This is a genomic window from Ferdinandcohnia sp. FSL W7-1320 (genome assembly GCF_038050315.1).
GTDB lineage: Bacteria > Bacillota > Bacilli > Bacillales > Bacillaceae_L > Ferdinandcohnia > Ferdinandcohnia aciditolerans.
Genome location: NZ_JBBPAM010000001.1, coordinates 3357573 through 3370180, shown reverse-complemented (window position 1 = coordinate 3370180; position 12608 = coordinate 3357573). Strand labels below are relative to the sequence as shown.

13 protein-coding genes and 1 pseudogene are annotated in these 12608 nt (G+C 37.1%); 6 read left to right on the top strand and 8 right to left on the bottom strand.

Annotated features, from left to right (window positions below; translation table 11 throughout):
* Positions 1-22: 22 nt before the first annotated feature.
* The 3 genes from NST91_RS16705 to NST91_RS16695 all read right to left on the bottom strand — a co-directional run bounded on the left by NST91_RS16705 (position 23) and on the right by NST91_RS16695 (position 1889).
* A complete protein-coding gene (locus tag NST91_RS16705; RefSeq protein WP_341332042.1) occupies positions 23-148 on the bottom strand; it encodes a hypothetical protein in 126 nt (41 codons plus the stop codon).
* A gap of 75 nt (positions 149-223) precedes the next feature.
* Entirely contained in the window at positions 224-991 is a 768-nt protein-coding gene (locus tag NST91_RS16700; RefSeq protein WP_341332041.1) for an alpha/beta fold hydrolase, read from the bottom strand.
* A 100-nt stretch (positions 992-1091) separates the two neighbouring features.
* Entirely contained in the window at positions 1092-1889 is a 798-nt protein-coding gene (locus tag NST91_RS16695; RefSeq protein ID WP_341332040.1) for an HAD family hydrolase, read from the bottom strand.
* Between the two features lie 501 nt (positions 1890-2390).
* Here NST91_RS16695 and NST91_RS16690 point away from each other — a divergent pair.
* The 3 genes from NST91_RS16690 (at position 2391) to NST91_RS16680 (ending at position 6175) form a co-directional block, all read left to right on the top strand.
* Positions 2391-2657, top strand: a complete 267-nt coding sequence (locus NST91_RS16690) for a phosphocarrier protein HPr (protein WP_099353628.1) — start codon at positions 2391-2393, stop codon at positions 2655-2657.
* Positions 2657-4375, top strand: a complete 1719-nt coding sequence (gene ptsP, locus NST91_RS16685; protein WP_341332039.1) for a phosphoenolpyruvate--protein phosphotransferase — start codon at positions 2657-2659, stop codon at positions 4373-4375. Before NST91_RS16690 ends, ptsP begins: the two co-directional genes overlap by 1 nt.
* A 231-nt stretch (positions 4376-4606) precedes the next feature.
* Complete coding sequence (locus NST91_RS16680; protein WP_341331490.1) at positions 4607-6175, top strand: IS1182 family transposase; 1569 nt, start codon at positions 4607-4609, stop codon at positions 6173-6175.
* A gap of 505 nt (positions 6176-6680) precedes the next feature.
* Here NST91_RS16680 and NST91_RS16675 read toward each other — a convergent pair.
* The 3 genes from NST91_RS16675 to NST91_RS16665 all read right to left on the bottom strand — a co-directional run bounded on the left by NST91_RS16675 (position 6681) and on the right by NST91_RS16665 (position 10540).
* Positions 6681-7853 (bottom strand): IS256 family transposase, encoded by a 1173-nt coding sequence (locus tag NST91_RS16675; RefSeq protein WP_341332038.1) that lies wholly within the window; start codon positions 7851-7853, stop codon positions 6681-6683.
* A gap of 1769 nt (positions 7854-9622) precedes the next feature.
* Positions 9623-10288 carry a GNAT family N-acetyltransferase gene (locus NST91_RS16670; protein ID WP_341332037.1) on the bottom strand — a complete coding sequence of 222 codons (666 nt, stop codon included), beginning with the start codon at positions 10286-10288 and terminating at the stop codon, positions 9623-9625.
* A gap of 60 nt (positions 10289-10348) precedes the next feature.
* A complete protein-coding gene (locus NST91_RS16665; protein WP_341332036.1) occupies positions 10349-10540 on the bottom strand; it encodes a DUF5370 family protein in 192 nt (63 codons plus the stop codon).
* A 110-nt stretch (positions 10541-10650) separates the two neighbouring features.
* Here NST91_RS16665 and NST91_RS16660 point away from each other — a divergent pair, with 110 nt between their 5' ends.
* Positions 10651-10863, top strand: coding sequence for a hypothetical protein (locus tag NST91_RS16660; protein ID WP_341332035.1), 213 nt, complete (start codon positions 10651-10653; stop codon positions 10861-10863).
* Between the two features lie 63 nt (positions 10864-10926).
* Here the strand turns inward: NST91_RS16660 and NST91_RS16655 are convergent.
* A pseudogene (locus tag NST91_RS16655) lies at positions 10927-11010 on the bottom strand (YjcZ family sporulation protein); the annotation flags it as partial.
* An 89-nt stretch (positions 11011-11099) separates the two neighbouring features.
* Positions 11100-11201, bottom strand: coding sequence for a YjcZ family sporulation protein (locus NST91_RS16650; protein WP_099353622.1), 102 nt, complete (start codon positions 11199-11201; stop codon positions 11100-11102).
* Positions 11202-11339: 138 nt separating this feature from the next.
* Between NST91_RS16650 and NST91_RS16645 the strand changes: the two genes are divergently transcribed.
* A complete protein-coding gene (locus NST91_RS16645; RefSeq protein WP_341332034.1) occupies positions 11340-12227 on the top strand; it encodes an NAD(P)-dependent oxidoreductase in 888 nt (295 codons plus the stop codon).
* A gap of 146 nt (positions 12228-12373) precedes the next feature.
* Positions 12374-12556 (top strand): hypothetical protein, encoded by a 183-nt coding sequence (locus tag NST91_RS16640; RefSeq protein ID WP_341333551.1) that lies wholly within the window; start codon positions 12374-12376, stop codon positions 12554-12556.
* The last annotated feature ends 52 nt before the right edge of the window (positions 12557-12608 follow it).

Below are 12608 nucleotides of genomic sequence, written 5' to 3'. Positions count from 1 at the left end.
CCAGGTTCTTTTTTCATGTTGCTTATTTTTTCTTCTTTTTCTGTTTTTTAGGTGTTCCGCTAATTTCTTCGCCAAATTCTTCGTTATGTGAGACAGTTGGGTTTGCCACTTCTTGGCTTACCTTATTTTGTCTTCCTTTTTTAGCCATTATGTTGACCCCCTTATTTAAATTTTTGTTCGATTATTAGTATGTGTTATCTTACGGTATAAAATGAACGAACGATTATAGTTTTTCTATGAATGTCTCAATTAATTGATTGAATGTATGTGCATGTCTCGTCGGTACTTGATGTCTAGCTTTATTAACAAAGACTCTCTCTGCATTTGGAATTTCCTTCTCTAAAAAACGTTGATAGGAGTGCATGTAGAAATCGAAGGAACCATCAACTAATAGAACAGGGACTTTTATATCTTTTAATCGATGTGAACAATTATATTCGAGTCCTCTTATGTACATTTGATAGAGAATATTTACATTTGCTTTTTTTACATATTGTTCAATTTCCTTTTTATATTCTTTTGTTGTACCATGTGCCTTCCCTAATACCTTTGCTAAAACAGATAATCCTTTCATTTTAACGGTGGAAATTCCAAGCTTGAATTCAGACCGTAATAAAAATGTGTTCACCTCTGAAAAACCACCAATTAATATGATGCCTTCAACACGTTCGGGATTGGAAAGGGCAAATTCCAATGCAATGGATCCGCCATTGGAATAACCGCATACAACGACTTTTTCGAGAGCTAGTTGATCTATCAGTTGCAGAATATCAGTTGCTAATAATGAAATGGTGATATCCTCAGTTCCTGGAGCACTATTCCCATTTCCACGTAGATCAAATGTAATAACTTGAAATTTTTTTGAAAGGGGTTGTTGCAGTTTAAAGGTTACATGTCCCATTCCAGGAGGGTGAATGAAAACAATTGGTTTCCCTTCACCATGGGTTTCATAGTAGATTTGGGTCTGATTCGTACCTGTTATATATGGCATCTCTTCTTCCTCCAACAAATCAGTGCAAATGATTTTATTTAGTTTTTGGTTAGATGCATTCTTTTATAACATAAAAAGACCCGAATCTCTTCGAGTCTACTTAAACACTTTGTTTACTATTTTCTTTTAAGATCATTTCAACCGCTTCTGCCACAGATTGAACAACGAATTTTGCTTCTTTTTTCACTTCTTCATGTGCAGTCTCCATCACAAAACTGTAAGGAGTTAAGCGGAACATCGGAATATCATTAAAAGAATCCCCAATACATGCAATTTCCTCTGGATTTAAAGAAAGATCCTCGAGAAGTTTTATAATTGCATTCCCTTTGCTAATTTGCTTTGGCATAATATCCAAAACATGTTTCTCGGAAATGAACAAATCAATTTCATCGGAATAATCATTAGAAAGTGTTTCGTACGTCTCAACAATATCGTTTTCGAAACCAATCAGGGTAATCTTTGATGGTTTAATTTCGCTAAACTTCGTACTTATTTCTGGATCAATGATGATAGGATGGAACATTCTTTTTTGAACACCCTCAACATACTCATTATTTTCATGGGTGTAATTTGTGTCATAGCTACAGACAATCGTTACGAACTTCGGATTCAATACGTTATTATAGATTGTTTCTGCGATTTCGGTTGTGAAGGTACGAGAAAAAATGGACCGATCATCTAAGGTTGATGCAAATGCCCCATTTTGGCTAATTCGATGGAAGTTTTGCCCAATCGATTTTAATACTTCTTTTATCTCTGTATCCATTCGACCCGTGGCGATGCTAATTTGAAGTCCATCTTCTGCGGCCTTGGTTAATGCTTTAGTATCTTCAGGATTTACAGAATTGTCTTCCCGCAATAGTGTTCCATCTAAATCACTAACAATCAGTTTGATCAATGAAAGCACCTCCAACTTATTATGTAGATAAAATACAATATTTGCTTATTATACATGACTACCTTTAAGGATTGTAATCTTTAAATGCACTGTTTGTAAAGAATAGTACATTTGAATAATAAGTTATTGTTAATGAAAAACATTCTCAATTTTCGTTTTAAAACGATTATTTGCCTTTCTGTTGAAATAAGTTCTATTCCTATGCTATACTTTTTCGTGTAAAAGGTTAGGTATAAAAGGTAAGAGCATTTTAACCAAATCATAATCTAAAATTTACATAATTGTATGTATTACGTGTTACTGACTCGATCAGGCATGAGTAAAGTTTTGATAAAAGCTAGGCGAAAATTACATTTTTTTTGCATAGGTTTTATCGTCTTTCTCATGCCTTTATTTGTTACAATCAGGGAGCACAATAATACTCTTTCTTTACATATCTACCGGAAACGAACAAATACTACAAGTAATTATTTTTAAAATTAGTGAAAAGGGGAAATAAACATGGCAGAAAAAACATTTAAAATTACAAGTGAATCAGGTATTCATGCACGTCCAGCCACAGTATTGGTACAGGCTGCTAGTAAATATAACTCAGACATTCAATTAGAATACAACGGAAAGTCCGTAAATCTTAAGTCAATTATGGGTGTTATGTCTCTTGGGATTGGACAAGGTGCAGAGGTAAAGATTGTTGCAGAAGGGTCTGACGAAGAAGAAGTAATTGCTAACTTGACAGAAATTATGGCAAATGAAGGACTTGGTGAATAATGTCTGAAATGATTAATGGAATTGCTGCTTCAGCGGGTATCGCCATAGCAAAAAGCTTTCGTTTAGAGCATCCAGATCTAACCGTTGAAAAACTAACAATTAGTGACAAGGATGCTGAAATTAAGCGTTTTGAAGAAGCAGTTAATCAATCAAAAGAAGAATTAGAAGCGATTAAGAATCGAGCAAATGTTGAACTAGGGGAAGACAAAGCGGCAATCTTTTCAGCCCATCTTCTTGTTTTAAGTGATCCGGAACTCCTTAATCCAATTAAAGATAAAATAAGCTCTGAAAATGTGAATGCAGAGTTTGCGTTACAAGAAGTAGCGAATATGTTCATTACCATGTTTGAAGGAATGGAAAATGAATATATGGCAGAGAGAGCATCTGATATTCGTGATGTTACAAAACGTGTATTGGCTCATCTACTGGGTGTTACCATCTCTAATCCGAGTATGATTTCAGAAGAAGTCATCATAATTGCGGAAGATTTAACACCTTCAGACACGGCACAATTAAATCGAAAGTATGTAAAAGGCTTTACCACTGATATTGGTGGCCGTACTTCACACTCTGCAATTATGGCTCGTTCCATGGAGATTCCAGCAGTTGTTGGAACAAAAACGGTTACTTCTGATATTGAAACTGGGGTAATGGTTATTGTTGATGGACTTGATGGTGCTGTCATTGTAAATCCATCTGAGGAAGTTTTAGCTCAGTACCGTCAAAAGAAAGAGCAATATGAAGCACAGAAAGCGGAATGGGCTAAATTAAAAAATGAAAAAACTGTTACAAGTGACGGAGAGCACGTGGAACTTGCTGCAAATATCGGAACTCCTGAAGATGTAAAAGGGGTCATCGAAAACGGCGGAGAGGCGATTGGACTATACCGTACAGAGTTCCTTTATATGGGTCGTGACCAACTTCCATCAGAGGAAGAACAATTCGAATCTTATAAAACAGTTCTTGAAAAAATGGAAGGCAAACCTGTTGTTGTTCGTACACTAGACATCGGTGGGGATAAAGAGCTTCCATACTTAAATCTTCCGAAAGAATTAAATCCGTTCCTAGGTTTTAGAGCAATTCGTCTTTGCTTAGAGGAACAGGAAATTTTCCGTACACAATTACGTGCGTTACTAAGAGCAAGTACTTATGGAAACTTAAAAATTATGTTTCCAATGATTGCAACACTTGATGAGTTTAGACAAGCTAAAGCGATTTTACTTGATGAAAAAGAAAAGCTTGTTGCGAGTGGAACTTCTGTATCCGATACAATTGAAATTGGAATTATGGTCGAGATTCCGTCCACTGCTGTATTAGCTGACCAATTTGCTAAAGAAGTAGATTTCTTTAGTATTGGCACAAATGATTTAATTCAATATACAATGGCTGCCGACCGAATGAACGAACGCGTCTCATATCTTTATCAGCCATATTCACCATCAATCTTACGACTTATTTCAATGGTGATTGAAGCGGCACATAAGGAAGGCAAATGGGCAGGTATGTGTGGTGAAATGGCCGGTGATACGATCGCAATTCCAATTCTGTTAGGATTAGGATTAGATGAATTCAGTATGAGTGCAACATCAATCTTACCTGCAAGAACTCAAATTAAGAAGCTTTCTAAAGCTGAAATCGCAAGCTTCAAAGAAAAGATTCTTTCTATGAGCACAACGGAAGAAGTAGTTGAATTTGTAAAAGCTAACTTCATGAACTAAAGAAAAAATGAATCTACCTTTTATATAATGGGATTTCGATTCGGGTTCAAAACAAGTAAATCATAATATTTTTAGAGGCTGGGACAAAACCCTCCTCTGAAATGAAAAAGCCTGTGGAATTTTACCATGAGTAAAATTTCACAGGCTTTGATTATTTTTAAATAAAAAATAAGGACATTCTTTGTTAAAATTAAGTTACCACACCAAATCCAAACAGAAAGAAGTGTCCTTATGTTTAAAGATTATAACATGAATCAATTAATTTTGCCTTTAAATTTAGAAGTAAAATTACAAGAGAATGATATTGCCTTCCATGTACATAACTTAGTTGAAAGTATTCCAGCTGAAGCACTTGAACCATTTCTTCGAAATGAAGGTTGCCCTGCTTATCATCCACGCATGATGTTAAAAATTATCTTATGTGCGTATTCGCAGTCTGTCTTTTCTGGACGTAAAATCGAGGCGCTTTTAAAAGATAGTATCCGTATGATGTGGCTTTCCCAAGGTTATGAACCGAGTTATCGCACCATTAATCGTTTCCGTGTTCACCCCGAAGCAATAGAACTGATTCGACAATGTTTCGTGCAATTCCGTTGCCATCTAGTACAGGAGAAATTAATCAATCAAGAAGCCATTTTCATTGATGGTACAAAAATAGAGGCGAATGCGAACAAATTTACATTCGTGTGGAAAAAGGCGATTGAGAAATACCACAAGAACTTAATTGAAAAATCAAATCAACTGTACAACGAATTACTTGAAAAAGAAATCCTACCTGAAATTGAACGAGACAATGATGAACAATTAACACTTAAAGAACTCGACCAAATGGTTGAAAAAGTAAATGAAGTCATTACGGAATATGACCAAAAAATTGAAACATCATCGAGCGTAGAAGAAAGAAAAGCACTAAGAAGTGAACGAAAATATCCGAAGCAAGTGCATAAGCAGCTGACTGATTATATTATACGGATTCAGAAATATCAACGAGATTTTGAAATCTTTGGCACACGTAATAGTTATTCAAAAACAGACCATGATGCAACTTTCATGCGAATGAAAGAGGATTATATGAAAAATGGTCAATTGAAAGCTGGTTATAATGTACAAATCGCAACAGAAGGTCAATACGCGCTTGCCTATAGTTTATTTTCAAATCCAACAGATACACGTACTTTAATTCCATTTCTAGATCAAATCGAGAAATATTATTTCGAATTACCGAAACATATTGTGGCAGATGCAGGTTACGGAAGTGAACAAAATTATGATGATATCCTTTCTAAGCGTAAACGAGAAGCTCTAATTACCTATAATATGTATCTGAAAGAACAAAAGAAAAAACATAAACAAAATGAGTTTAACCCAGACAACTGGCAGTACGATGAAGAAACGGATACATACACTTGTCCAAATCACAGACATCTTCCATTTAAATATCAATCTGAACGTACGGATAGAACAGGCTTTAAACGGGGATTTAAAGTATATGAATGCGAAGACTGTTCTGACTGCCCATTCCGTTCATCCTGTACAAAAGCTAAAGAAGGTAATAATCGAAAGTTAATGGTGAACGAGAAGTGGGAACATCAAAAAGAATATGTGAGAGCGAAGCTTTCAGAAGAAAAAACAGGTGCCATCTATCGTCAACGTAAGATTGATGTAGAACCAGTTTTTGGATTCTTGAAGGCTAATTTGCATTTCACTCGATTTTCTGTACGTGGAAAATCGAAGGTTGAGAATGAAATGGGCCTTGCATTAATGGCCGTGAATTTAAGAAAATTCACGGCCAACAGATAAGATTGTGTGAAAATTAATAGCAAAAAATAGATAAAGGAGAACTTGAGTTCACTCAAATTCTCCTTTATCACTATTCGAAGCTAGTTATGTCCCAGCCTCTTTATTTTTTTGAACATTTATGCGGATTTTATAAAAAACACAGCAACGGACATCCCCCGGCTTATTGTCTATGCGCTTGGTTGAAGATACCTAAATATCGGCACCACACGGGCTGATTGTGTCTTAGGTGTTTGAAGCTTCCTTAATTTCGGACCCAGAAGTGCTGATTGAGAGTCAAGTCCTTAATATTGTGTAAAAGTGTCAACAATGATTTTCAACTTATTTATAAATTTGTATAGCGAGTTAGAATTATTTCGAATTTACATTGAGGGGTGGGCATGATAGCCTGGTGGCAAGCCAGGTGTTGTTAAACTCCTGGCTTCCTGGCTTTTATTCATGCCCACCGGAGGCTCAATGTCAATTCGAAATTAGGCGTTCACACTTTACTTGGTAGGTGGCGCTTTTCTCAACCTTTCCTACTTCTAATGATTTTTTTCATTTCTTGTTCCTCATTTATTTGCATGAGGACTGCTCCAATCATTCTAAACGCGGATTGAGTATTTGGAAATATTCGGATTACCTTTTCCCTTCTTCTAACCTCTTGGTTTAAGCGTTCCAGTGAATTTGTGCTGCGAATATATTGTTGAAACTTATTGGGTTCATTTAAAAACTGGATAGCATCTTCGAAGCCATCTTCTAAAATTCGGGTCGCTTTCTCCAGCTTTGAATCTTCTCCAAATCGTTCAAGAAATTCATCTTTAAACCTTCTGGCATCATTCACACTAACAGCTTCAAAAATTCTCTTTAATCCTAGTTTTTCTTCATCTACCCCTTTTTTAGGTAGTACATTAAAAATATTTCGCTTGAAATGGACAGTGCAACGTTGCCAAACAGTTCCAACGAATACTTCTTTTAGAGCCCTTTTTAATCCGGGATGTGCGTCTGTAATAAATAGTCTTGGAGATTGTACTCCTCGAGATTGTAAGTGATGTAAAAATGCTTTCCAAGCATCATAGCTTTCTACGTGATCGACTCTTATTCCTAATATTTCTCGGCGGTTTTCTTCCGTAATGGCAGTAGCGATATAGACAGCCTTTGATACAACACGATTATGTTCACGCACCTTAATATACATGGCATCAGCGAAAATATAAGGGTAGTATGTTGTATTTAAAGGCCGGTTTGCCCAAGTTTGAACAATTGGGTCGAGTTGTTCCGTAAGAGAAGAAACAAAAGACTTCGAAACACTTTCTCCACAAAGTTGTTGGACAATATTCTTTACTTTACGAGTAGACACACCGTTTATAACCATTTCGAGCATTGAAAGCACAAATGCTTGGTCACAACGTGCATATTTTTCAAACAAGGAAGGTGAAAATCCCCCATTGCGAGTACGAGGAACTCTGAGATTCACCCTACCAATACTCATAATGAGCTCTCGCTCATAGTAACCATTTCGAGAATCAAATCGGTCAGTAGAACGTTCATAAGATCCAACTTGAAGAAAGTCATCACGTTCTTTCTCCATCACAGAATTTAAAACAAGAACAATCGAAGCTTTAATAACGGAGTCAATATCAGAATTCATTACTGATTCTTTTAAAACATCAATATCTAGGTTAAACTGTATTTGAGTCATTTTTATTCCTCTTTTCAATGTTTTACTTGGTCGTTAAACATTGTTGACAAAAAGGAATAAAATGACTCTTTTCTTTTACACAATTATATGGACTTAATCTGATTGAGCGTGCGCTTGTCCAAAGATTCGTTAACTTCGGACACAGATGCGTTGATTGAGCGTGCGCCTGTCCAAAGATTCCTTAACTTCGGGCACAGTTGTGCTGATTATATGTTTGCTTGTCAGAAGTTACTTCAACTTCGGACTCAGAAGTGATGATTGTATGTTTGCTTGTCCGAAGATACTTCAACTTCGGACACAGTTGTGCTGATTGTATGTTTGCTTGTCCGAAGTTACTTCAACTTCGGACCCAGAAGTGTTGATTGAGCGTGCGCCTGTCCAAAGATACCTTAACTTCGGACACATGTGTGATGATTGTATGTTTGCTTGTCCGAAGTTACTTCAACTTCGGACCCAGATGTGTTAATTGAGCGTGCGCCTGTCCAAAGATACCTTAACTTCGGACACATGTGTGATGATTGTATGTTTGCTTGTCCGAAGATACTTCAACTTCGGACACAGTTGTGCTGATTATATGTTTGCTTGTCCGAAGTTACTTCAACTTCGGACACAGTTGTGCTGATTATATGTTTGCTTGTCCGAAGTTACTTCAACTCGGACACAGATGTGATGATTGTATGTTAGCTTGTCCGAAGTTACTTCAACTTCGGACACAGAAGTGTTGATTGAGCGTGCGCCTGTCCAAAGATTCGTTAACTTCGGCCCCAGAAGTGCTGATTGTATGTTTGCTTGTCGGAAGTTACTTCAACTTCGGACCCAGAAGTGTTGATTGAGCGTGCGCTTGTCCAAAGATTCGTTAACTTCGGACCCAGAAGTGATGATTGTATGTTTGCTTGTCAGAAGTTACTTCAACTTCGGACCCAGAAGTGATGATTGTATGTTTGCTTGTCAGAAGTTACTTCAACTTCGGACCCAGAAGTGATGATTGTATGTTTGATTGTCAGAAGTTACTTCAAATTCGGACCCAGAAGTGATGATTGTATGTTTGATTGTCAGAAGTTACTTCAACTTCGGACCCAGAAGTGATGATTGTATGTTTGCTTGTCCGAAGATACTTCAACTTCGGACACAGTTGTGCTGATTATATGTTTGCTTGTCCGAAGTTACTTCAACTTCGGACACAGATGTGATGATTGTATGTTTGCTTGTCCGAAGTTACTTCAACTTCGGACCCAGAAGTGTTGATTGCATGTTTGCTTGTCCGAAGATACTTCAACTTCGGACACAGTTGTGCTGATTATATGTTTGCTTGTCCGAAGATACTTCAACTTCAGACACATGTGTGCTGATTGTATGTTTGCTTGTCGGAAGTTACTTCAACTTCGGACACAGTTGTGCTGATTATATGTTTGCTTGTCCGAAGATACTTTAACTTCGGACCCAGAAGTGTTGATTGAGCGTGCGCCTGTCCAAAGATTCGTTAACTTCGGCCCCAGAAGTGATGATTGTATGTTTGCTTGTCCGAAGATACTACAGCATTGGACACAGAAGTGTTGATTGAGCGTGCGCTTGTCCAAAGAAGCCTTAACTTCGGACCCACTCGCCCGGATTATGGCTACGGTTGTCCGAAGATATTCTTCAACTACGGACCCCACCCAAGCTGATAGCGTCGTATGTTGGCTAATGCTGCCTCAACTTCATACCACCCCTAATAATTTCTGCAACTCAGATTGGAAAACTTAATGTAATGTAATTAGACTCGTTTTCTTTCATATGTGAAAGGGATTTTTCCATTCCATTAATAATCCATAATTACAGGACTCCTCGTCCTCGAGGTAGTTTTCAATAAGTTGGACAGGACTGCGTCCACAACGAAGAAGAAAGGTAATCACGGGATCCTTTAATTCACCTGTCATTACTTTTTCGATGTATTCTTCGGCACTCAAATTTGTAGAATACTTAGAGTATCCGGAAATTCGGCCGCCGCCTAGTAACCGTTCTAATTTTAAATATACAACAACTTCATACATTGATTGCATCAACCATTTCCCTAGGCCAAATTTACGATATGCTGGGCTCACACAAATATCAACAATGTATAATGTGTTTCCATCTGAAGTATGGTTTCGTATGTATCCGTTATCTGTGATATCCTCCCAAGTATGTTGTGGATGACTAGGGTCAAATTGAACTATTAATCCAGTCATTGAACCACATATTTGTCCGTCAATTTCGACACATAGGGCACCCTCAGGGAATAGTGACACATGGTTATGTAATTGTTCCTTATTCCACCATAATTCAGAAGGAAAAGGTGGAGGGAAACAATCTTGTTGTACACGAATAAGGTCGTCAAAATCATTTTCTTGATAATTACGAATTACGCAATTTTTTGGCGTATTTCCATCAAACACAAATATTTCTTTTCGATACATGTTATCACCTCACATCCACATTGTACGTTACATCCAAAGGGATGAGAAGTAAAACTAATCTCAATCTTGGTGTGTTTCAAAAAATTTGTCAATCTCATCTTCTATTAAAGCAGGATCAGGTTGCTCCCCACTAAAAGTGAAAGACAATTCCTTGATAAATTCACCATCCCGATAGACATGAATTGCCCCTTTTTGACCAATGACATTATATTCTGTTTCAAACCTATACCCTTCGCGATCAATTGCACCCATTACAATCTCTCCTCAATTCATATATTTATTGTTATTGTTCCTCTTTATTGTGTAAAAAGTACATATTTTTAATAAAACACGCCACTTTAATGTTGAGGAGGTATAGAAAAATGACAGACAATGATCGCGATTATCATGAAAGAGATCCCCATTTCGATGGACGCTATGAAGGCATAATCAATGATGACTCAACAGGAAATAAAATAGGGATTAGATCTGATGTGAATACAGAAAACATGGTTCAACCGAAAAATCCTTATCATATGAAGCCTAAAGTGGATAAAGAAATGAAAAAGTTCCAGGATATTTTTGAAGGTGAGTAAAGAAAAAAGCCAGCAACCTTTTAAAGTTGTTGGCTTCCTTCGCATACATGTTAAATGGTTATCTTAGAACCAAGCAGCTCCAACGATGATTAGTAGAATGAACAATACTACAATCAACGCAAAGCCTCCGCGAAAACCATAGCCACCGTAACCATATCCACCATATCCGTATCCACAACAACTCATATTACATCTCCCTTTCTTTTTTATCATTAATCTTTAATTTTCTTAAAGAATTAGTAACCTACGTAAGCAGCCCCAACAATGATCAATAGAATGAACAATACAACAATCAAAGCAAAGCCTGCTCCATATCCTCCGTGTCTTTCTCCACTCATTTAGAACACCTCCATATCTATTTGTTATATCCTATGGAACATTCGCCGTTTTCGTAAGGTACAAATCCCCAATTTTCACAGATTTTTTTTGGAAATATATGATATGATAAAAATAAAAAAGTTAAGGGAGAAAACGTGATGGTACATAAAAATGTTTTAAATGAAAATGCAGTTGTGGGGTTTATAGGAACAGGTGTTATGGGAAAAAGTATGGCAGGACATATCCTTTCAAAAGGATATAAGGTTCTCGTCTATACACGCACGCAAGAAAAAGCTGAAGAACTTGTGAAACAAGGAGCCGTTTGGAAACAGTCAGTAGCTGAAATCGCATCTGAAGCGAATATCGTAATTACAATGGTTGGCTATCCCTACGACGTGGAAGAGGTCTACCTTGGTGAAAATGGACTTTTGGCACATGCAAAAGAAGGAACTTATTTTATAGATATGACAACTTCAACTCCGACATTAGCAAGTAAAATCTACGAAGAAGCAAAACAAAAGGGATTGTATTCCTTAGACGCGCCTGTTTCTGGCGGAGATGTTGGTGCAAAAGAAGCAAGGTTAGCTATTATGGTTGGTGGGGACGAAGAGGTTTTCGAAGCTTGCAGGTCATTATTTGAAATCATGGGACAGAATATTGTATATCAAGGTCCTGCGGGGTCTGGACAGCATACAAAAATGTGTAACCAAATTGCAATTGCCTCCAATATGATTGGTGTCGCTGAAGCAATGGTTTATGCTAAAAAATCCGGACTCGACCCTGAAACGGTTTTAAAAAGTATTTCAACAGGAGCAGCTGGAAGTTGGTCTTTAAGCAATCTTGCACCAAGAATGATATCAGGCAATTTTGAACCAGGTTTTTATATCAAACATTTCATTAAAGATATGGGAATTGCACTCGAAGAAGCAAAAGCAATGGAGATGGATACACCAGGACTAGAACTTGCAATACAAATGTATGAAGAACTTGCCGAAAAGGGCGAAGAAAACAGCGGTACTCAAGCCATATATAAACTGTGGGATTAATGAGTCAAAGGGATCTTTGTCCACGACTAGCTTAAAGCAATAACGATTCTATTCACATCAAGCGTAAGTGTTCACCTATTGTTGCATAGGAATCCCTCTAGGAGAAGAAAATAATGATGATTATCTCTAAGGGGGTGCACTTTAATATGGCAAAGCGTAATAAAAAGAATGATCCTGAACAAAAAAACAAAAAAGGATTTGATTCTAGCGTAACTGATACAGAGTTCGGTAAGGAATTTGGGAGCGCAGCAGCGAACCAAGCACATAAGAAAAAAGCGAAAAAAGAAAAAGCCTCTAAGAATGACGGTAAATATGAAGGCGGACTTTAATACTTACAAACTCGACAGCTCTGTGCTTGTCGAGTTTTTTACCTTTTAGTGG